Here is a 20,322-nt window from a genome sequence, read left to right on the forward strand (position 1 = left end):
GGGATCACAATTCCGGCGAAGGTTTCGTTGGATCATCACCGTCGTATTTTTCTTCGGGTTCAGGAGGTTCTGGTTCTTCTGGGGCGGTATGTTCCGCCCTGCGCCGCAGTGGTTCGGCGTAGCGCTCGCGGCTGTGTTGCCGGATTGCATCGACCTCGTCCTTTATGGCGCGCGGAAGCTTTTCCAGCACGAAGAACGGAAAGCTGATCGGGACAGCGCGCTCGGTGAGGCCGCGCACATAGGTCGCAAACGTCCCTTTCGGCTGGCGCTGGATGGTATCGGCATCAGAGGACATCTGTCCCGCCAGTGCGCGGGCGTCGCGGGCAGAAACGCCACCGGCCAGCTTGATCGAGGTGTTGGCTTCGAACGCCTCCTGCAAGCCGCCGGAGAGCTGGCCGAGATATTGGTGCGCCATCACCATGCCGACGTTGTACTTGCGGGCCTGGCTGAGGATCACGCCGATGTTCTGGTCGAAATAGTCCTGGGCCTCGTCGATGTAAACGAGGGTCGGCAGGCGGTCATAATCCGGCAGCGTGGCGCGTTCCTGGGCGGCCTGGGCGATGAGCGCGATGAAGAAGCGGCCGAAGATCTCGGTGCCCTGTTCCTTCAGCAGGCTCTTCGAAGTGTTGATCAGGATCAGCTTCCCGGCGTTCATCTCGAAAAACATGTCGAACTTCGACGCTGGGTGGGAAAACATCCGTTCGAAGGTCTGGTTCTCCAGAACGCCGTAGAGGCGGCGCAGGACCTGCGTCTTGGTGTTGGTGAATTCCTTGCTGTCGAACTCGGTCTCGAAGAACCGGCGCGGCGTGCCGTCGAGCTTGGCGATGTGTTCGCGGTATTTCTCGGTACCGCCCGGCTCCATCAACTCGCGCAGCGTGTGGATGGTGGCGTCGGGGATGTGGAACATCAGACGGGTCACATAGCGGAAGACCACGCTCTGCTTGGAGGTCATTCCCGCCGAAAGCAGAGAACCCAGCACGAAATCATAAAGCTCGATGATCGAGTTGGTCAGCCGTTCCCGTTCCAGGTCGCCATAGTCCGCCAGCCGTTCCTGGCCGACCGAGAAGAGGTTCAGGCTGACCGGGTAGCCGATGTCCTCCGGGTCGATCAGGACGATCCGCTCGGGCGGCAGCGTCCGGGCACGCAGCAGGTTGTTGATCAGGTCCCCTTGGCTGTCGATTACGATGACCGTCTTGTCGCCCCGTGCGACCTCCTCGAGATCCCGGGCGATGAAATACTGAAGGGTTTGGGATTTGCCGTGCCCAGACCCGGCCACGATATGCGTGTGCTCAAAGCGCCGCGCTTCCGGGATCTCGAAGGGTGTCCGCAACCGGAACAGTTCCTTGAGGCGGGTGCCCTTGAGGTAGACGTCGACGACATCGTCGCCCTTGTAGTCGCGCGGGTATATCGGCTGGCTGCGGTGGGTGCTCTGCAGGTTGGCATCAAGCCGTTCCCGGAGGCCCTTGAAGTGCTGGTAATCATTGTCCGCGAAGAAAGGTGCGATCACGGCTTCGACCGATTGACCCAGCGGGTGCACAAACTGCGTCACCTCGACCAACACATCGCCGTCTATCGGTGGCACGGCCCGGGCAATGGTCCCGAGGCTCTGCGAGATCGCGTCGATTGCGGAGAGGACCATGACCCGGTCATTCCGCGCCTGCCCCAGCCGGGCGATTTGGTCGCGATAGCGTCCGCCCTCGACCGTGTTGCAGAGTGCGGGAGGCGGCGGGATTTCTGGGGTCAGCCCTTCGTCGTCCAGGATTGCCCGCCCGATCTGCACAAGCTGCACACGCAGCGGCTCCGGCATGTCCGGAGGCCAATGGCGCATGAGGGCCTCATCGATTTCCCCGTCGGTCAGCTCCGCCTGTCCGGCTTGCGCGTGGCGGTAGAGCATCTCGGTTTCCTCGCGGGCCAGCCGTTCAAGGCGGGCCGGGCTCTGCCTGTACAGGCGGATGCCAATGATGGCCGGGACCGCGACCAGAGCGATGGGTGTGAGCACGATGGTCAGGAGCAAGGCCAGCGCCAGGGCGATCGACAGGAACAGAAGGCTGTCCGCGATGTCGAACTGCGCGCGCCGCATCAGAGTTCGATCACCGTGCCGCTGCCGGTCTCGGCGTTATCCGACAACCAGAGCTTCATCTGCCGCAACATGACCAGGAGATCTTCCTCGTAGATCTTCGCCTTTGACGGCGTGGCACAAAGAAAGCGGTCGGTCCGTCCATCCATCAGGTGTTCGACGCGCAGCTCGAACTTTTCGTCCCGATCATCGTTGCGCGCCGTGGCTGGTCGGCGGTCGACCAGCTTGGTCTTTTGCAGGTTCCGCTGCCGGATGATCTGCTTTTCCTCATGCGTCAGGGCAACCGACAACGTCACCTCGTAGTAGGTGGTCTTGAACAATAACCCCTTCTGGATCGTGTTGTGTGAAATCGAGACGCGCATCGGATCATCCGGATCAGGTATTGAGGGCGGGCGTGGTGGGTTCAACTGCGAAAGCAGGTGAAGTCACGGTCGGAGCAGTGGGGTTTTGGTTCAGGTATGAGCAGCTATGGCCCTCCATGTTTCCCCATACATGACCCCCATACGGGTTGGGGGTGCCGTATGGGGGTCAGGACCGCTTGAAACTGGCGCTGAGATCGGCGGGCGCAACGTCCAGGGTGTCGAGTTTGGGGCGGGTCAATTGAGGTTCGGGTGGGAGGAAGTGACCCTCTTCGTCAATCTTGGCTTTCGCCTCTTCGAGGGTGTTGTACGTCTGCGCGCTGAACACGAAACCGGCCTCCACGACACGGATTGTCTTGGTTCGGTAGGTTAGGAAATCTCCCGGCTGATATGTTTGCGAAGGTGTCTTGACCGAAGGAGGTGTCGCCGTTCCTGCTTTGGATTTGTTGTAGGTTGCGCCGTCTGTTGCCCCGTCTGACAAAGGGGTTTCTAGCTGGAGGGGTTCGAAACTCTGCTGCGGTGCGCCTCCCTGTTTCAGCGACTGCTTGGACACTTCAAGCTGGTCCCGGGCGATCTTCAGCATCTGCTGTGTGTATTCGGCCGTATCGACCCCGGCGCGTCCCAACTGCACTAACACCAAGGCAAGAAAGCCAAGGAATGCCAGAATGAGGCCCGGCATGGCGGCCATCATGCCCGCCATTGCGCCGCCGGTCACGCCGAAGCTACGTGTCTGGCTGACTGCAGATCCTGCGCCAATGGCGACGAGAATGCCGCCGATAATTGCGCACCAGGCTAGGAAGCCGAGAAAGCTCAACAGGCCCCGGGCCGCTTCATAGGATCGCATGATGAAGTTCTCCGTCGCAAACAAGAACAAGCTGCAACCCTGAGGCGCAGCTTGTCAAATGAAAGAACGTATGTGGCGACCGGTCACCTGCTATTGCATTGGATTAGGCTTCAGCAGACCTGCATCGCGAATGAGTGCCAGCGCTTCGAAATAGATCAGGCGATAGGGCTCCTTCTTCCAGATCGGTGGCTGTACCGGCAGGAGCGGAGCCAGGTCTGGAAATCCCTCGGCGAAAGCAGCCGCCTCGTCATAGACATTGTCGTAGAGGCGTTGTCGGCGAATGACGATATTGAGAATGCCGGCTTCCTGGCCGACATCAACCAAGGCGCGTAGAATTCGAAGCTGTCGCCCCCGTTTCCGACCGGCGTGATCCGGGTTTTCGGTCACCAGCACGTCGGGGCGAAACTCGTCGAGCCAGCACTGCAATTTCCTGACCGCACTTTCCGTCGAAGATGCGGCGGATCGTGACCCGTCCCAGATGATCAGATCACCATGATCAACAACCACGCACCCCAGGCGTCCACACCGAACGGCGACCCCGAGGATGCGCTGCGCGCTAGCTGTCATCCTTTCCCGGTTTGGCTTGCAATCGGTTGCTCAAACCGTTGAGGAAGGTTTCGCGCGCGTGGTGGTCGCAGTCCTGCCCGGGCAGCTGCGGGATAGACTGCAGGTTCCGACGCAGCCGGTCGCGCGCGTCGCCCACGCAGGTGGCGTAGAAACTCTCGAAGGTCTTGCCGAAGAGGAGTTGCAGGCAACAGATCTCCTCGACACTGGGCGGACGGTCACCGCGTTCTATGCGACCAAAGATGGTGGGGCTGACCCCAATGAGATGCGCGCAGTCCTCCTGGCCGAGGCCAGACTTCTGGCGCATGGACTTCAACTCTAAAATGAACTCGTGATACATGGAAAATGAACTAAGCGGGTAACGCGGTCATCATAGGCGATGACGGTTTCGGGCGGTAGCACCGCCCACCTGCGTTTCTTGAAAACGGGTGGTGCCCGGGGTGCCGGGCTCTGGTGCTGAGGGTAGGGCGGAGAGCGGAAGGCTGACGCCCTCCGCGCGACCCGCACCGGAGCCCCCGGTGGCACCACCCGTTTTCAATCCTGGAACAAGTCCATTTTCGCCGATTTCGAAACCCAGCGCCAGTCCCACCAGTCCACGGAAACCGCAGCTCACCAGAGACAGAGGAGGCCCGCCGATAGCGGCGGGCCCGCCTTAGAAAAGCGACATCTGCCGGTCATTGGGATTGGCAATTCCGTAGACATGCCGGGCCATTGCGATGGTCGCGTTACCTTTGAAGAGCGGCGCCTCGGTGACATGATTGACGATATGCCAACCGGCCCAAATCTTGAGACCTGCGCCCTGAAATACGACATCCAGCCTTCCTGGACCGCAGCTGCCACCCCAGATACCGAGCACCCGGACTAAGGCCGCTTCGAGATCCTCATCAGTCATACCGGCGGCGATGTCGTCGGCATACCAGCACGTGAGCGCCTTGGTGGCGATCCGGAACGCTTCCTCTTTGTCCGCCTGACTGAGCGGACGGGCTTCGCGGGCCATCAGTCTTCGCCGGCCAGCATGATGACATGGAAACAGTGAGTTGCAGGTTGGGTATCCCCCATGATGGTTCTCCTTCCGTAGGGTGGCCGCCCGAAGTGATTTCAGGCGCACCCTTCGAAAGGAGAGAAAGAGCGGTCTGGCCTTATTGTTGGCAGTCCTGTACGAACCGACAACTCCCCCTCATCTGCGGATTTTACAGATGGACAGACGGGCGGCTATATGTAGGGAGCAGTCCCTGGAAACTGGAATTGTCGTTCATCGAGACATGCCCGGTCCCAAGGTGATATTTGTCTCGGTGAATCGTGCCGTATTGTCGCGTTCCCAACGCTAACGTTGGTAGACCTCGCGACTATCGCGCTGTTCGTTTTTTAGGGGGGACTGTATTTTCGCCATGCCTTAGACCTCGGAAAACCTAGTCCATCTCCTGCCTGAGCATAGGTCGAAAAAGAAGCAACGGACTCGGATATTTTTGGGTGCAGAATGATCCTCTACAAGACAATCGCCTTGCAGTATGGGCGCTATCTCGAAACTGGGCAGCCCGGCAATGACTTCGATCCCGTGGGTCGCATGGTTTCGACGATGGAAACTCGCGTGCAACGGCAGGACATCCTCAACGACCTTGCCACGGCTCGGATATATCTACTCGACCACCGTGCGGCGAATTATCTCGACAGTCTGCGGATGGATGCCCAGGGCACGTCGATGGAAGATGGGCAAGAAGCTCGAATTCAAGACTATGTGCGCGATGTCAAATTCCCACAGGATCTCGTCTGGGTCGAATACGACAGCCGAAAACTCTGGGAGGACCGTATCGCGCGCGGCTTGACGACGATGAGCGAAGAGGAGTTGCGTAATTGGCATCAACGAGGGTTCCTGTTCGATAATCGGTCTCCAGACACGATGACTGTGCGGCTCTTCTCCGCCTTAACCGATCGCAGCTTTTGGGACTCACCCCTCACGCTGGTGCTGAATAAATCGCCAGGTGGCAGACCCGACTTTAATGACGCCAGCTGGTGGCCTCAGAAGAACGTCGTCTCGGCGCATCTGGAACTCGGCCCCGGCGACCGGGAGCAGGCTGTGAGGGACCATTTAGAGGTGCATAAAGGTCACCTCAGCTACGAGATGGTGATCGGGTTCATGCTTTTCGCGGCGCTTGCTGCGCGCGACGATGATCTTCTATCTCGTGAGGCTCCAAGCCTATCTACCGCACAGGCGAAGGCAGCACGAAAATTCGGTAGAACCTGGGTGACCGAGACCCTTCGGTCGCACGTCACGATCCGGATTGGACCTGCTGGCGAACGGCACCTCATCGAGCGCGCGGCGCGACGTCAGTTCGAAAAGGCGCAGGTTTCCGATCGTACGGCGCCGACCGAGCACTGGGTTGCCGAACACGAGCGGCGCTATGCAAGCGGCAAGGTGGTGCGGGTTCGCACCCACAAGCGGGGCCGACCTGCGAACCGGGAATTGCCTGCCCGGGTAATGGGCCCGCGAATAGAGAGCTGAGGTGCCCTGCGGCTCTCCTTATTGTGGTCGAGATTTGAAGTACCTAACCATGCTTTCGCGACCGGCCCATATCGAACCTTGACCATTCGATCAAACGCCGCCCGGCAGCTTCGCGATACCAGACGTTGATAGTGTCCAGAGCGCTATTGAGGCCGTGCTTGAAGCTGATTTTGCGCGGATTGCGGGTTCGCTTTGCACAGAGTAAAAGTTCAGCGCGTTACCGGGAGGTTGTCATGGATCAATCCGACCAAGAGCTCGAAAGTCTCAGCGCGCTGTTGCATGCGCTGCCCGTAGAGAACATGCCTATGACGCTCAGCGAACTTGATGGCTACATAGTCGGTGTTCTTGCCTGCCCCGAGATGATTCCGCCCTCGGATTGGTTGCCTCATGTCTGGGGTGAGACGGGAGAGGCAGAGTTTCCCGATCAACAGTCCGCCGAGGACACCATTGGTGCGGTGATGGCGCATTACAACTCGGTCGTTGAGGCGATAGCCGGCTCGCTTTGGGTCGAACCGATCTACGAGGTTGATCCCAATAGTGACGACGTCATGTGGGAGCTTTGGGTCGATGGCTTCACGCGTGCCATGCGGCTGCGACCGGATGCTTGGAGTCGACTACTCGATCAGGCCAGCGAAGAGGCGCGGGCAAAGATGATCTTCCTGATGGCGCTTCAGGATATCTACACCGGCCAGAGCAACTTCACGGATGACGAGATTGACGAGATCGACCGTGAAGCACCGGATCAAATACCAAACTGTGTCGCCACAATACTCTGCCAGTCCCGGCCCGAGCTATCCCAGCGAGAGCCCGCGAATCTCCCTGACATGCCGTTCAAGGCCAGTCCCCGGCCAAGGCGTAACGATCCGTGTTCCTGTGGGTCGGGCCTTAAGTATAAGCGGTGTTGCGGTCGGAACTGACCGCCAGTTCGAACCTTTCCGGCCCAAAGCCGACACTCGAATTCACTGCCTACTCTGCAATGCAGCGAACCAAGAACAGTTTCATGAGCCATGTCTAAGACGATGCGTCCTTATCGTCTTGAGCGCCTCCCGAACCATTGAAACCTGTCTCTCAGAAAGGGACAGCTCGCACGCCAATCTGCGGTCCGCGTGATCAAAGTTCGCTGCTTCAGGAGATTTAGATTGAGGAAATCTGTCGATGAACTCACGATACTGTAGCTCGGTCGGGTGTTGGAAATGTATTGGCACTCCTCTGAATTCTTTGGGTGTCAGCTCGAGGACACCGCCGCCGTAGAAGCGACCATCCATCTCACAAAACAGTAGCGCCAAACTGTTGTAGAACGAGAAGGTAAGATCCTGAATCGCAAAGCCTTTCCGCATCTTGACCTGATATGCCGTATCAGTCACTAGAACCCTTGCTTGGTTGATGCATAGTCTTGGAAAGCTGTGTGACCGCTTAAAAAATATCCCGTCAGATGCTTCAACTATCGGAATGTTGTACCAAGGCGAACGATGACGACACTTGTATCTTTGGTCGAGCCCCAGCTTTTCTCCTGCTGCGATGTAGGATTGCGCTTCCTGCGAAAGCGGTGGAGCTCCGTCACGTACAAAATCCAAAAGGAAAGCTGGTTCGCGTTTTGATATTTCAGCCAGGTCATCCTCTGAGAAAACAGGACCTGATGGCAGGTAAGCACCCTTCTTCAGTATTGGGCGCGCCCATTGGCCCAATCCGCGATCACTGATTTCGTTGGACCTAAGGATGAAGAAGTCATTCGCCGCCGAGACCACTCCCGCGGAACTCGTCGCATAGTCGCCAAGCGTCTTCAGATTTGAGCGTAGCTTGTGTAACAAAGACGCCGTTTCGTCATCGAAGAAAATCGAGTTGAGGTCGATGGAACTCGCTTGCTTGCCGCTGAAGCAGATACTGCGGGATTTTATGGGTTCTAGCTTGGCTAGTGTCTTGACTGAGCTGAGCGTTACCCCAGAAATTGCCTTGGGCGCGGCTTTCGATGCCACCAAAGCGACAGCATCCTGATCAAGCTTGCGAAAGGCCTTATCTTGAGGCGTAAAGACCTCTACCGAAACGAAATTATCTACAAGAAATGCCTGAAGATACTGGCCATACTTTACGTTTAGGAGCTCATATGGAACGATAAACGCCAAGACACCTGTATCGGACAAGAGCATGCTAGAGGCCACAACGAACGCGGCCCAGGCATTCTTAAGTTCCGAAAGTGGATAATCTGCGATCTGGCTGAGATCTTCGATACTTTTCATCAGCGCTCCGCCAAAATTATGGCGCCGGATGTAGGGCGGATTACCGATAACTAAATCGTATTTGGGCCCATCATGGGTGACGGCATATTCTATGAAGTCTTGGCACTTGAACTTCGCAGCCGGGAAATCCCTTTCTAGCAAGTCCGTAGCTGCCTGATCGATGTCAAGGCCGTGGACTCTTAAGCTGCCCTCTGTCAAAGCGGCAAGTGCGCGCAGAAAGGCGCCATCACCAGCACTAGGTTCCAGAATCGTGTTCGGTACTTTGTGACGCCTGGCCAAAGCGAATTTGGTCAGTTCCGACGCTACATCATCAGGCGTATATACCACGCCCAAAAGTCGCTCTATTCCTGGTTCAAGCTTCAAAAGCACGGCGACGGTACTCTCGATGTTCGCGTGTAACTCGAGCAATTTCCTGCAAGACAGACCGATAGTGCTCGGTATCCGCAGACAGTCGCGCTTCGAGTTCTAGCAGTTCGCCTAGTAGCTCATCCATTTTTTGGGTCTGCCAAACGAACTGGTGACGGATAAGCGACAAGTTCAAGTTCGCTATCATGTAACGACCAAGTTCGGTTTTGGCACGAATTCTACCGTGATTGTCTCGTTCAAGATGGTTGTCGAGATCCGGATCGCACGGATCTACAAAGCCACTCAATCCGTCATTGGGTACGTTTTTGTCATCTCCAATCCATTTGTTCGACTTTGCGCGGTTACAAAAAGGGCATGAGTAGACCAAATTGCGGTACTCGAGTAACCATTCCGGGAACAAAGACTTCGGAGCAAAGTGGTCGATTTGATAACCCCGCACTCCGCCAAAGAACTCGTCTAAGGCGTCGCAGTAGCCACATCTGCTAGAGAAATCTCTCCGCAAGTCTTCCTTGTAAGCGCGATAGGTAGTTTGCGCCGCAACTACCGAACGAACCGGTGTACCCTTCCGCAGCACCACTACGATCCACCCCGTTCGTCAGGCTCAGCAAGTTCGTTCTTGATCCTCTCTATCAGCTCTTCGGTGCGGCCAATCAACCGGTCGAATGGCTCTAAGGCCCGAACTTTCACATGGCGTTCGATTGCAAACTGAGCACCCAAGACAGCTTCCAGATAGCTGTCGAGATCAAGGAATCTCTGAGTCTCGCTGGCATCCAGATCTCGTTCCAGAGCTTGTGCAGAGAGGTGCTCCAACTCTGCCTGAGCATCTGCAACCTGTCTTTCGTGTTCCGCGATTTTCTTCCTTACTCGCTTGAAGAACGGGAGGTCGCTGTTTTTGGCCTCTTCACGATCCAAGAAATCGGATTTGGGAAATACCATGTTTGTGTCTAGGGTCTCATCAACAGCTTGGTCCGGAAATGATGTAGTAACGAAGCAAGGAAATTCGGCGAACCTATCCCTGAAGGCTCGAACTAAGTCCGCACCATTAAATTCTACATCTGGTTTGTGGTCTGATAGGCGGTAGTCTGTAATCAACACCTTGCAGTGCAATTCGGAAATCTGCTGAATGGTGTCATCTAAGGTGCTCTCTGGTTCGATGGCTCGTACCTGATCCGGGGTGAATTCACCTGATGCCACGGCGCTTCTGAGAACTTGACCAGCCTGCGCCTTTTGCTCGTCGATATACACTAACTCTGCCAAGACCGTTTCCTTACTTCTTCAAAGGGAGGAGAATTTCCATCCGGAAACCTGGCTCTTTGCCCGGTCCGTATGCTCGGAATGAACCACCGTAGGCCTGTACGACGGCGGCCAATATCCACATCCCCAGTCCTGTGCCATTTGCCTGACCAGACGCATCGCGCTTGGTCGTGACAGCGAACTTAAAGATGCTCGCTGGATCGCGTATCGAGGGATCAAGGCCTGGACCGTTGTCACGATAGTTAATCCTAACTTGCGGCCCCGACTGTTCGACTTTGATTGTGATCTCGCGCGCGCCTTGATGTCGATCAGACAAGAGCGCTTCAACTGAGTTAAGGATTAGGTTGTTGAACACGCTGTCGAGATCTATCTCGAAGGCTAGCACGTTCACCTCTGAGGCTTCCTGGACGACATCGTAGGTGAGAGTGATGTGCCTCGGCTCCAAGAAGCCCTTCCATGTCTTCTTGGTTTTTTGCAGGTGCTGCTGCAAATTGATCTTTTTACGGCGCCGTTTGTCGGCTCGAATGGAAGACAGAGCGAAGGTAAACCATTGGCGTACCTTTTTGTCATCCTCTTCCCATTCTTCGAGTATCTCGAATGGATTGAACGCTCCGCCCACCCCCATGAGAGAGTCTCGATCGATATAGGACGACAAGATGTCCGAGAGCTCGGTTGACCTCCCGCCCATCGTGTTCTGGAGTTGGCCCATTTCGTGTGAAAACGAAATTAACACCGTCCCTAGAGTCGCCAGAGCTCGCAGCATCGTCTGTTCGTCGCGAAGCTCCCTAATCTCTTCCTGCTGTGCGGTGTATGCCCTCGCAAGTGTTTGAGCGTCTTCAGGCGTCGCCTTTTCAGGCGCCTTAGTTACACGTGCCGCGGTTTCGGCGCCTTCACTCTTCGACTTTTCCGCCTCATTCTTGCTTTGGAAAAGGCGATTGAGGTTGTAGTGGATGTGGCTTCGATCATCTTCAAATTCCTGAATGACCCGTTTCACAAGCTCACGGAACGTCGCGAAATACTCGTTTTCGATGATCCCTTCACGGTTGGATTGGTCGTTTAACTTGGCGTTTTCGAGGCGTGAAATAGTCACTGTACCGGCTAAGTTCTGGGGGCTGACCTTCCAGCCCTTTCGTGATGCTTGAACAGGGCTGATCGCGACCCGCTGGCCGAGTGCGAGCCAATCAAAGGCTCGTCCACCCAACTCACCGTAAGGACGGACAGCGAAATTGTCCCGGTATATCTTCAGACCTCCGAACTCTTCAATCCATGCCTTTCTTGGTCCCGGTTGAAACGCCCGATACGGATAGATACGACCGTCTCGCGCGCTTGGTGCTCCCTTCTTGTAGAACCGGAGATTTACCTTAAAAGAGCCAAGCGCCTCAGCATTTCTTTTGAAGTCATCTGGCGCCCCTGGGAACAGCTCGTGCAAGGTTTTCGTGTATTTGAGCTCGGCCTTTCTGAATGACTTCTCATCGAATGGAGCATCACTCATCTCATCGAGTTCGAACAGGTCCGGATCAATTCGATCGACATCAAGTTCGTTCCTCACAAGCGTGATCGTCACGGTTCCCTGCGAAGAAATCTCAGCATCAATCTTGTAGTCGTAGTCATTAAGAACTTCAGCAGTCACAACGCCATAGTTGCTCGGTTCTCGGGCATCAAAGAGAAAGAGATTAAGTACCCGCTGGTCTAGTGGAGGTATCAACTCGGCGAGCATCTTGTACAAATGCTGCACATCGCGTGCATGCCAATCATCTCGCAGCAAACCAATACGAATAGCGGTACCCTTGAACCAATTGAAACCCTTTCCTGCCAGCTGCGAAACTGCGGTTGAGATAGGAGGGTGATCATCGAGAAACCGAAGCCTGTCATCCAACGCAGTTTGGTCTTCTCTTAAGACGGCTTTGATATCTTCTAGCGTCTTGTCGGCGGCGTCGAAATCATCCCAGTTGACCACCCATTCCAAATTGCTGATGGCTTCACTTGTGGCTGAACTAGAGAACAGCTGACACTCTGATCCTAGACGATCGAGCGCAAATCTGCCAATTCCCTTGGCACCTGTCCGGGCTCTGCCACTTTCGGACGTCGCATTTTGCTCTTTATTGTTGGTGCCAATAACCATCCAATTGTCTTCGATGGTCTTCGCAGTCATGCCATCACCGTTGTCGATCAGCCAAAGATCTAGGAGGCCCGATGCCAGCTTGTCGACAACCTCGACGTTGAGATCGTAAGCAGCGTCGCGTCGCTCATAGCCCTCGGACTGCTGCGCGTAGAACTCTTCGATCTCTGGATGAATTTTGCGAAGTCGATCAAACTCAGACTTCTTCAGCCTACTGGGTGCATTATTGAACCTTGGAATAAAGCAAACTAGGCACATTGTAGCGTCGGCATCGTATGTGTTTTTTACGAGTTCTGATATAGCACCTTCGGCGTTCGAAACGTTCTCGCGACCAAAGAGCCTGGCTGTCTTGGCAGCAACTTTGAAAGAGAGTTCTCTCATGTCTGCCCCTCGTTCTTGCCACTCGCGGCTTGCGTATCCATCCACCGCCGGAGTTCGTCCGCTCGAAACCTCCAGCTACCTCCCACCTTGAAACCAGGAATTTCAGACTGAGATGCAAGCCTGTAGGCGGTTTTCTCATTTATCTTCAGTAGCTTCGCAACTTCGGGGATAGTAAGAATCTCATCATCCATGTAGAAGTTCCCTGATTTTTGAGGAATATAATGGAAAATTTGCCAACCTGAAAGCAAAAGCTGGTGCGGCTAAAAAGAGTAACTCATCGGCTGATTTCATTTCTCTTGTGAATGTGCCCACGCCGCGAAAGGCGGCTCTCCGCCCATACCGTTGAAAAAGTCTTCGTTGCAGCGCAATAACAGGACGAAAAAGGCCCGCTCCAACGGCGGCGGGCCAGTCATCTTCAAGGAACAATCGTCCACCTTGGATGTGCCGATATACAGGGCGATCACGCCGCCACGGCGTCGACGACCTTGTGCAACTCGGTGGTGGCCTTCGGGTTCTCTACCACACGTCCTTCGAGCACATAGGTCACGGCGTTGAAGAGCCGCCAGACCGTCCGTCCACCCCAGTCGAAAGGTGGGTTCTCGAAGTGGCCGAGGATCTCTGGGATCTTCGTCACTGTGATGACCCGCTTGCGATAGAGTTGCAGGATCAGGTGATCGACTGCCTCAGGGCTCAATTCCGTCGCCTGGTAGCGGCGGAACTGGTCATGTTGCGAAGCCCGCTGGGCCTGCAGGGGTTCGACCACGCCCGCTACGATACCCGGCAGATCGCGCTTGGCATGCACCGTGTGCTTGCGCCGGATCACCGTGTCGCCGGAAAACGCGAGGTTGTCACAGACGAAGACACGGCTGCCGAAGCTGATCCCGATCGGGAAGGTCTTGTCGTGGCTGTTTCGGAGGCCCACCGTGTCGGTGTATCCACCGTAGGGGCTTTGCAGTGACAGGACGCCGAAGAAGCGCATCCCGTCCGGGGTCACCCCGAAATCCTCCTCCGTGATATCGTGGCCGTAGTAGCCGAGGGCATAGCGGACCATGTCAACGACAGCGCTGTGCGCGATCGGGACATGGGTTTGTGTGGCCTCGGGCGTGGGCATCAGGTGCAGAGTGTCGTAGTCGACGGGCTCCGCCCCGGCATGAAGCATGAGTGACATGAGTCTTCTCCTTGAATTTGGGGAAATTTTGGGTTCGCCTTGCTGAACGGCGTGGCCCCCGCGGGGCTCCATGATGACGTCAGTATTCACTGGCCAGCATGATGGTCAGCACGCGATGGGTGCGGGCTGGATTGGCCGCGTCGTCGGAATGGCGCTCCATCTCCAGATCGAAATAGTCGATCTTGAAAAAGAGCTTTTGCCCGTCGATTTCGAAGGCCCCGAAATCATGTTCGCCGTGCGGATCATTGTCTTCGCCGAACGCATCGAATGTCATCGTGCGTTCAAGCGCCTGTCTGACGAACTTGTCACCTTCCGCCTGTACCCCGGCAGTCATGACGATGGTAGCATGCTCTGCTTGCCCCTGTCGCAGCAGGTCATTCAGGCGGCGAATGCGCTGTTGTCGGTACGCTTCGTCCACGCGCCAGTCCGGCACCTCTTCGTCACCGCAATTGTCGCAATTGAAATGGTCGAAGATCGCTTGGAGCTGCCAGTCTTGGCTGGCCATACTCCACGCGGCCCAGGCATCGCGCACCACCTGTTTCGAGCCGCAGCCAGGACAGATCGGATAGGCCCCGACCATATCCCAGATGTGGGATTTCTTGGTCCCCATGATGGTTCTCCTTTCGTAGGGTGGCCGCCCGAAGGGAGTTCAGGCGCACCCTTCGAAAGGAGAGAAAGAACGATCCTTTTCTATTGTTGACGGAACTGCACGAGCCAGCAACTCCTCCTCATCTGCAAATTTCGCAGATGCCAAGCGAAGGACGGGGGCACTACGCTAGCCGCGCCAATGGGGGCAAACTGGGCGGCATGGCAGTCTTTCCCATCACCCCCACCGCCCTTGGTCTGGCGTATTCACGCTATGGCGATAGGCTATCTGCGATCCGGCAGGTGGACCGGCTCCTGCACATGTATATCGTTGGCCAGACCGGGGTCGGAAAATCAACCTTGCTCGGACGCATGGTGGAACAGGACGATGCCGCCGGACGTGGGTTCTGTCTCATCGATCCTCATGGCGACCTCGCCGAAGCCGTTCATGCATGCTGCCCGGACGCCCTTTATTGGAACGTCGCCGACCCGGCCTCACCCTACGGATACAACCCGCTCACCAGAACCTCACCTGCGCTGCGTCCGTTGGTGACGTCCGGTCTCATTGAGGCACTGCGCAAACAATGGGCCGATGCCTGGGGCGTGCGAATGGAACATCTGCTGCGTCATGCGATCTTGGCGTTGCTGGATTGTCCTGACGCGGACCTGCGCGACATACCCCGATTGTTTCTCGATCGAAGTTTCCGGGTCGAGGTGCTGACGCATGTCACCGACCCCCAGGTGCGACAGTTTTGGACGGCGGAATATCCGGCGATGAACTACAAAAACGCTTCTGATGGTTTTGCACCCATCGCGAACAAGCTGGGAGCCTTTCTTTCCCACCCAACGGTTCGGCAAGCCCTCTGCGAGCCGGAACAGCCACTGCGGTTCCGCGCCATCATGGACCAGGGGCAGGGGCTGATTGTGAACCTGGCCAAGGGGCGTCTCGGAGCCGACGTCGCCAATGTTCTTGGTGGTATTTTGGTGTCCAGTATCACCCATGCCGCCTTCACGCGCCACGACATCCCGGAAGCCGCCCGACGTCCGTTCTTCCTCTACGTTGACGAATTCCACAGCTTCACTACCGAGGCCGTGGCAGATCTCTTGTCCGAGACTCGAAAGTACCGACTGGGGTTGATCCTCGCTCAACAGCACATTCAGCAGACCGTACCGCCGGTCTTCGCCTCGATCATCGGCAACGCCGGGACCATGATTGTGTTCCGGGTCGGTGCCAGTGACGCGCTACTGCTAGCTGCCCATCTTGGGCTGGAGCATCCTGGTGACTTGCTGACGCAGCCGAACTACCGGGCCAACGTGCGCATGATGCTCGACAACGCGCCTAGTCGAGCGTTTTCGATGCGTACATGTCCTTGACTGCAGGACGCGCCGTTCCGGCCCACTACAACCCTCGATCGCAGGCCGGTATCCTGCCAACATGAACCATGAAGAGCACCTGCAAGAACACCTCGCCATCTGCAAAGCAGTGGTCGAACACCTCAAAGCAACCGGGCGGTGGCCGTGGCGTGATTCGCAATTTTCCGAGGATTTGGTAGAGTCGGACGGTAACAACGACGACGCATGAAACCCTGTTTTGGATACATCCGGGTTTCCACCCAGAAGCAAGGTTTGGGAGTATCTCTGGAAGCTCAACAAGAAGCCATCACGCGGTTTGCGAGTCAGCACAATCTCGACGTCATCCAATGGTTTGAGGAAAAAGAAACCGCCGCCAAGCGAGGCAGGCCCATATTCAACCACATGTTGCGACAGCTCAAGCGCGGCAAGGCGGCAGGGCTGATCATGCACAAGATCGACCGTTCCGCTCGAAATCTGCGGGACTGGGCGCTGGTTTCAGAACTGCCGAGCCAGGGCATTGACCTGTTCTTCGCCACGGAGACACTGGACTTCCAATCAAGGGGAGGGCGGCTGGCCGCCAACTTGCAAGCGGTCATCGCCGAGGACTACATCCACAATCTCCGCGAAGAAACGATCAAAGGTCTGGCTGGACGGCTCAAGCAGGGTTTGTATCCGTTTCGCGCCCCCATAGGGTATCTCGACAACGGTCGCGGACAACCGAAAACACCTTGCCCGGTCAAAGCCCCCTTGGTCCGCCAAGCCTTTGAACTCTACGCGTCAAACCAACACTCGTTGCGTACTCTCCTAGCGGAAATGCACCGCTTAGGGCTGCGAAACCACGACAACAAGCCGCTGTCGCTGCACGGCCTGGAAACCATCCTGAATAATCCTTTCTACACCGGCACCATCGTCATCAAACGCACCGGGGCCGTCTACCAGGGGCAACACAAAGCTATCGTACCGACCCGGCTGTTCCAGCGCGTGCAGGAGATCAAGACCGGCAAGTCAGGCAAGAAGGTTACGCGCCACAACCACTTGTATCGCGGTCTCTTCCGTTGCGGGCTATGCTCTGGACCCATGTCCCCGGAAAGACAGAAGGGGCGCGTCTACTATCGCTGTCAGCTTTCGTCCTGTCCGACGACCACCGTACGTGAGGACAGTATCGACAAAGCGGTCACCACGGAGCTTCGCCGTTGGCAACTTGCCGATACCGATGTCGCCCGGCTGTTCAAGCAGTGGAGTGCGGAACTCGATAGCGGTGAGCCGGAGAAGCTGTTGGCGTCCTACGAACTGCAAATCGCTCAATTGAACGCGAAGCTTGATCGACTGATGGACTTGCTGCTCGACGGCACTATCGGCCAGAATGACTACAATGAACGCCGGCTGAAACTGAAGTTCGACATCGAGTCTCTTGAGGAGATGGCCCGAGAACTGGGCGAATCCCGCATCACAGACGCGCAAACCGCAGATTTACTCGAACTCCTAAAAAGCCTTGCCCAGCTTCATATTCTGGGAAATACGTCAACAAAACGCCGAATCGTCGAAAATTGCTTCTCGAACCGGACAGTGATCGGAAAAAACCTTTATTTAGAGCCATATAATTGGCTTCAGAAGGCAAAATTTTCCGAACTGTCCCCTTTGGTGACCCAGAACGATACACTTCTCGAACTCTTACGTGGTGACTGCAGGCCGGAGGGAGATGAGCTGGACGAGGCAGCGTGATCGCTGGAACGTCTACCTATCCCGCCGCTAGCACCCAGTCCCCCTTACAGGGTTTTGCTGAGCGTCTTTTGGATTTTTCTGGATGAAATCAAGACAGGTGGGACCTACGTCCACTTTGTTATCATGGTGCAGAAGGAACGTATCCCTGCCAAATGTCATATGCGTCTCTTAGGATTCGGTACGCTCGATCACCAACTTCAACGATTATTTCTTCTTGTTCTCCGCGGCGGCCAAACTCGACTACTAACTCAATGAACTCAAGTCGCTTAAGAGTGCTTATGCCTTCGAAACTGTACGAGAATACAATCTTCGTATCTTCAAATATTGGTCGTCCTTCGTCTCGTGAGAAATAGGCGCCTTTGGCTGAGCCTTGGACCGTAGCCCCTCCAACTATAGTAGTTAGAGCCTCAACCAATATGTGCACTTCCTCCATCTGTCTGCCTACGTCTTCTTCCTGCAATGTTTTTCCATGGCTGTCCTTTCTTGGGAAGAAGCTGGGAATGTAATATGTCACCTTCGAGTTTGATGCGTCGGTATCAAAGAAGCTATCTGTATCACCGGATGTAGACACGTGTTACCCTCTCCAAAAAAAATCAACCCTCACTTTTCAAAGGGTTGACCAGTCCTATTGATTTGTATGGCCCCAGTAACAAGTTTCATCTCTTGAACAGTTAGCTCTGAGCCTTCCAGCAATTTTTTTGCGATTTCAGGGTGCTGGGTTTTTATCGCATTAACCTTTCTGGCCAGTGAGTTCTGTACGCGTGCTAGTAACGCATTTGTCTCATTGGTCAGAGGGCTTCGACCCTCCCAATTTGAGAACCCTGCGTCGCTTTCGAAATTGTACCAATCCGATTTCGTGCGGGACATGCCACCCTCCTTTTGAGGAGCAGTGCCGTGTTGCGCGTCGCTGAAGGTGTCTTCAGAGGAGCGCTCAACCGGCACTCCTCGCAATTTACTTTGATCACCCCTATTCAGATTAACAAATCTCAGATTTTGTCGCAAGATTGACGAGGTGTCAATGGAAGTGGTGGATATTCGCGGAGCCGTGGTTTTGTTGTCCCATTTTTCCAAAATGCGGGTCGCAATTTTTTGGACAACTCCTCTTGGGTTCGTGGGTAAGGAAGCTGTTCCAGCCTTTACAGTAATCGCATCTTTGGGCTGGAAGAAAGCGTGCTTTAGATTAAACATCTTGGGAAAACTCCTGCTCGATTTCTTCCAGACGTATGGTTTGAGGAAAAAGAAACCGCCGCCAAGCGAGGCAGGCCCATATTCAATCACATGTTGCGCCAGCTCAAACGCGGCAAGGCGGCGGGTCTGATCATGCACAAGATCGACCGTAGCGCTCGATACCTACGCGACTGGGCCGATCTTGGCGATGCTATCGACCTCGGCATCGATGTGCGCTTCGTACATGATCCGATCGACCTGCACACCCGTGGTGGACGCCTCACTGCTGATATCCAAGCAGTCATCGCCGCTGACTTCATTCGCAACCTGCGGGAGGAGGTGCGCAAGGGTATCCAGGGGCGACTGCGCCAGGGCTTCTATCCTTTTAAGGCACCGCGTGGCTACCTTGATGCCGGTCCTCGCCAGGTCAAACGTCCTGATCCAGCAATCGCACCGCTCATTGTTTTCGCCTTCCAGCGCTATGCCTGCGGTACGGTGAGTTTGGCCCAGCTCGGGAAGACACTCCATGAGCGCGGACTGGAGACCAAAGCAGGCACACCCCTAACCCCCGGCATTCTCTCCGCCATCCTCCATAATCCCTTCTACAAAGGCACCGTTGTCGTCAAAGGCCAACATTTCGATGGTCATCATCAACCGCTGGTGACCGAAGCGCTCTTTGACAAGGTGCAGAAAGTGTTCGAGTCCAAGAAGCAACGCCGACGAACCAAGCATCATTTCCGCTACCGACAAACGCTACGGTGCACTACGTGTGGCCGTCACTTGGTCGGTGAGCAACAAAAGGGACGGGTGTATTATCGGTGCCAGCGGCGGCACGTTTGTGTGCGGGAAGACCGCATTTCGGCCCAAGATGACAGATATGAGCTTTTTTCAGGGGTACTTGCGCCCGAAAACGGCCAACTGGAGCCCTGGGGAAAGTTCGATTCCCCGAGGGGTATTGACCAACCGCAGGATTCGACTTGTGATAAATGGCTTAGCTGAGCGGTATAATACGCGAAACACCTCCGTTTGGAGGTGTTTCGAGTGGTGACCCAGAACGACACACTTATCGAACTTTTGCGCAATGAGCGCAGGCCGGAGGGAGATGAGTTGGATGAGGCAGCGTGATCGATGCAACGTCTACTACCCTCCAAGTGCAGTATCCGCAGATGTGACCCAGCTCGGACAACTTCTTGAACTGCTGTCATGTAGGAAAATATCAGAAGAAAACGAGTCTGAGATTCTACAGTGGAAGTTCAACCTCAATAACCAACAACTTGGTGACACGAGAGAAGGTGTAGTCTAGTTTGTAAAAACACTTTGCTGTGGCAGTATGTAGGACATGCGACGAATACTCTTCTACTCTTGGCAGTCTGATCTACCGAACTCGACAAATCGAGGTTTTATCCAACGAGCCCTTGAGGATGCAGCTGTAAAGATTGCGGCAGACGATACTGTTGCTGTCGAGCCCGTAGTTGACCGAGACACGCAGGGTGTTCCCGGATCGCCAGACATTGCGGCAACAATCTTTGGGAAGATTGCAGGCGCGGACATCTGAAGTGGTCCCATCTTTTCGGACAGGTTTGCAGCGTTTCTAAGGTGTATCGGGTTTAGGTTTCATGCTGCGTGTCG

Annotated in this window: 21 protein-coding genes; 5 read left to right on the plus strand and 16 right to left on the minus strand. The window is 55.6% G+C overall.

Going from position 1 to position 20,322, the window contains the following annotated elements; all coding sequences use genetic code 11:
• Positions 1-4: 4 nt before the first annotated feature.
• The 6 genes from RBB42_RS22735 to RBB42_RS22760 form a co-directional block, all read right to left on the minus strand.
• Entirely contained in the window at positions 5-2,080 is a 2,076-nt protein-coding gene (locus tag RBB42_RS22735; RefSeq protein ID WP_305971042.1) for a helicase HerA domain-containing protein, read from the minus strand.
• Complete coding sequence (locus RBB42_RS22740) at positions 2,080-2,439, minus strand: hypothetical protein (RefSeq protein ID WP_305971043.1); 360 nt, start codon at positions 2,437-2,439, stop codon at positions 2,080-2,082. Before RBB42_RS22740 ends, RBB42_RS22735 begins: the two co-directional genes overlap by 1 nt.
• Positions 2,440-2,605: 166 nt before the next feature.
• Positions 2,606-3,304 carry a hypothetical protein gene (locus RBB42_RS22745; protein WP_305971044.1) on the minus strand — a complete coding sequence of 233 codons (699 nt, stop codon included), beginning with the start codon at positions 3,302-3,304 and terminating at the stop codon, positions 2,606-2,608.
• A gap of 66 nt (positions 3,305-3,370) precedes the next feature.
• Positions 3,371-3,847, minus strand: coding sequence for a hypothetical protein (locus RBB42_RS22750; RefSeq protein WP_305971045.1), 477 nt, complete (start codon positions 3,845-3,847; stop codon positions 3,371-3,373).
• The gene (locus RBB42_RS22755) at positions 3,837-4,184 is read right to left on the minus strand and encodes a helix-turn-helix transcriptional regulator (protein WP_305971046.1); all 348 of its coding nucleotides are present in this window, start codon (positions 4,182-4,184) and stop codon (positions 3,837-3,839) included. The genes RBB42_RS22750 and RBB42_RS22755 overlap by 11 nt, the downstream gene beginning before the upstream one ends.
• A 312-nt stretch (positions 4,185-4,496) precedes the next feature.
• Entirely contained in the window at positions 4,497-4,841 is a 345-nt protein-coding gene (locus tag RBB42_RS22760; protein WP_305971047.1) for a hypothetical protein, read from the minus strand.
• 480 nt (positions 4,842-5,321) lie between these two features.
• Between RBB42_RS22760 and RBB42_RS22765 the strand changes: the two genes are divergently transcribed.
• Positions 5,322-6,344 (plus strand): hypothetical protein, encoded by a 1,023-nt coding sequence (locus tag RBB42_RS22765; RefSeq protein ID WP_305971048.1) that lies wholly within the window; start codon positions 5,322-5,324, stop codon positions 6,342-6,344.
• 233 nt (positions 6,345-6,577) lie between these two features.
• The gene (locus RBB42_RS22770) at positions 6,578-7,261 is read left to right on the plus strand and encodes a UPF0149 family protein (protein WP_305971049.1); all 684 of its coding nucleotides are present in this window, start codon (positions 6,578-6,580) and stop codon (positions 7,259-7,261) included.
• A gap of 81 nt (positions 7,262-7,342) precedes the next feature.
• On the opposite strand, the gene RBB42_RS22775 is transcribed toward RBB42_RS22770, so the two are convergent.
• The 8 genes from RBB42_RS22775 to RBB42_RS22810 all read right to left on the minus strand — a co-directional run bounded on the left by RBB42_RS22775 (position 7,343) and on the right by RBB42_RS22810 (position 14,476).
• Positions 7,343-8,905, minus strand: a complete 1,563-nt coding sequence (locus RBB42_RS22775) for an Eco57I restriction-modification methylase domain-containing protein (protein WP_305971050.1) — start codon at positions 8,903-8,905, stop codon at positions 7,343-7,345.
• Between the two features lie 25 nt (positions 8,906-8,930).
• Positions 8,931-9,521: an HNH endonuclease family protein gene (locus RBB42_RS22780; RefSeq protein ID WP_305971051.1), complete on the minus strand. Its 591-nt coding sequence runs from the start codon at positions 9,519-9,521 to the stop codon at positions 8,931-8,933.
• The gene (locus tag RBB42_RS22785) at positions 9,521-10,201 is read right to left on the minus strand and encodes a hypothetical protein (RefSeq protein ID WP_306043421.1); all 681 of its coding nucleotides are present in this window, start codon (positions 10,199-10,201) and stop codon (positions 9,521-9,523) included. The genes RBB42_RS22780 and RBB42_RS22785 overlap by 1 nt, the downstream gene beginning before the upstream one ends.
• A 10-nt stretch (positions 10,202-10,211) precedes the next feature.
• Positions 10,212-12,698, minus strand: a complete 2,487-nt coding sequence (locus tag RBB42_RS22790) for a sensor histidine kinase (RefSeq protein WP_305971053.1) — start codon at positions 12,696-12,698, stop codon at positions 10,212-10,214.
• The gene (locus tag RBB42_RS22795) at positions 12,695-12,889 is read right to left on the minus strand and encodes a helix-turn-helix domain-containing protein (RefSeq protein ID WP_305971054.1); all 195 of its coding nucleotides are present in this window, start codon (positions 12,887-12,889) and stop codon (positions 12,695-12,697) included. The genes RBB42_RS22790 and RBB42_RS22795 overlap by 4 nt, the downstream gene beginning before the upstream one ends.
• A gap of 96 nt (positions 12,890-12,985) precedes the next feature.
• Positions 12,986-13,162, minus strand: coding sequence for a hypothetical protein (locus RBB42_RS22800; RefSeq protein WP_305971055.1), 177 nt, complete (start codon positions 13,160-13,162; stop codon positions 12,986-12,988).
• Positions 13,159-13,866, minus strand: coding sequence for a DUF932 domain-containing protein (locus RBB42_RS22805; protein ID WP_305971056.1), 708 nt, complete (start codon positions 13,864-13,866; stop codon positions 13,159-13,161). The genes RBB42_RS22800 and RBB42_RS22805 overlap by 4 nt, the downstream gene beginning before the upstream one ends.
• A 79-nt stretch (positions 13,867-13,945) precedes the next feature.
• Positions 13,946-14,476, minus strand: a complete 531-nt coding sequence (locus tag RBB42_RS22810; RefSeq protein WP_305971057.1) for a DUF3768 domain-containing protein — start codon at positions 14,474-14,476, stop codon at positions 13,946-13,948.
• 86 nt (positions 14,477-14,562) lie between these two features.
• Here RBB42_RS22810 and RBB42_RS22815 point away from each other — a divergent pair, with 86 nt between their 5' ends.
• Positions 14,563-15,825 (plus strand): type IV secretory system conjugative DNA transfer family protein, encoded by a 1,263-nt coding sequence (locus RBB42_RS22815; RefSeq protein WP_305971058.1) that lies wholly within the window; start codon positions 14,563-14,565, stop codon positions 15,823-15,825.
• Positions 15,826-16,029: 204 nt separating this feature from the next.
• Positions 16,030-17,526, plus strand: coding sequence for a recombinase family protein (locus RBB42_RS22820; RefSeq protein WP_306043837.1), 1,497 nt, complete (start codon positions 16,030-16,032; stop codon positions 17,524-17,526).
• 121 nt (positions 17,527-17,647) lie between these two features.
• On the opposite strand, the gene RBB42_RS22825 is transcribed toward RBB42_RS22820, so the two are convergent.
• Positions 17,648-18,040, minus strand: coding sequence for a hypothetical protein (locus RBB42_RS22825; RefSeq protein ID WP_306043838.1), 393 nt, complete (start codon positions 18,038-18,040; stop codon positions 17,648-17,650).
• Between the two features lie 86 nt (positions 18,041-18,126).
• Positions 18,127-18,804: a hypothetical protein gene (locus tag RBB42_RS22830; RefSeq protein ID WP_306043839.1), complete on the minus strand. Its 678-nt coding sequence runs from the start codon at positions 18,802-18,804 to the stop codon at positions 18,127-18,129.
• On the opposite strand from RBB42_RS22830, the gene RBB42_RS22835 reads away from it, so the two are divergent.
• Positions 18,805-19,692, plus strand: coding sequence for a recombinase family protein (locus tag RBB42_RS22835; protein WP_306043840.1), 888 nt, complete (start codon positions 18,805-18,807; stop codon positions 19,690-19,692).
• The last annotated feature ends 630 nt before the right edge of the window (positions 19,693-20,322 follow it).

Origin of the sequence: Mameliella sp. MMSF_3455 (assembly GCF_030733205.1) — a bacterium.
Classification (GTDB): Bacteria; Pseudomonadota; Alphaproteobacteria; order Rhodobacterales; family Rhodobacteraceae; genus Antarctobacter.

Bases quoted from the DNA above. Each gene is read 5' to 3' on its own strand.
- RBB42_RS22735 (WP_305971042.1), bottom strand. From the start codon at position 2,080: ATGCGGCGCGCGCAGTTCGACATCGCGGACAGCCTTCTGTTCCTGTCG.
- RBB42_RS22740 (WP_305971043.1), bottom strand. From the start codon at position 2,439: ATGCGCGTCTCGATTTCACACAACACGATCCAGAAGGGGTTATTGTTC.
- RBB42_RS22750 (WP_305971045.1), bottom strand. From the start codon at position 3,847: ATGACAGCTAGCGCGCAGCGCATCCTCGGGGTCGCCGTTCGGTGTGGA.
- RBB42_RS22755 (WP_305971046.1), bottom strand. From the start codon at position 4,184: ATGTATCACGAGTTCATTTTAGAGTTGAAGTCCATGCGCCAGAAGTCT.
- RBB42_RS22760 (WP_305971047.1), bottom strand. From the start codon at position 4,841: ATGGCCCGCGAAGCCCGTCCGCTCAGTCAGGCGGACAAAGAGGAAGCG.
- RBB42_RS22765 (WP_305971048.1), top strand. From the start codon at position 5,322: ATGATCCTCTACAAGACAATCGCCTTGCAGTATGGGCGCTATCTCGAA.
- RBB42_RS22770 (WP_305971049.1), top strand. From the start codon at position 6,578: ATGGATCAATCCGACCAAGAGCTCGAAAGTCTCAGCGCGCTGTTGCAT.
- RBB42_RS22790 (WP_305971053.1), bottom strand. From the start codon at position 12,698: ATGAGAGAACTCTCTTTCAAAGTTGCTGCCAAGACAGCCAGGCTCTTT.
- RBB42_RS22795 (WP_305971054.1), bottom strand. From the start codon at position 12,889: ATGGATGATGAGATTCTTACTATCCCCGAAGTTGCGAAGCTACTGAAG.
- RBB42_RS22805 (WP_305971056.1), bottom strand. From the start codon at position 13,866: ATGTCACTCATGCTTCATGCCGGGGCGGAGCCCGTCGACTACGACACT.
- RBB42_RS22810 (WP_305971057.1), bottom strand. From the start codon at position 14,476: ATGGGGACCAAGAAATCCCACATCTGGGATATGGTCGGGGCCTATCCG.
- RBB42_RS22820 (WP_306043837.1), top strand. From the start codon at position 16,030: ATGAAACCCTGTTTTGGATACATCCGGGTTTCCACCCAGAAGCAAGGT.
- RBB42_RS22835 (WP_306043840.1), top strand. From the start codon at position 18,805: ATGTTGCGCCAGCTCAAACGCGGCAAGGCGGCGGGTCTGATCATGCAC.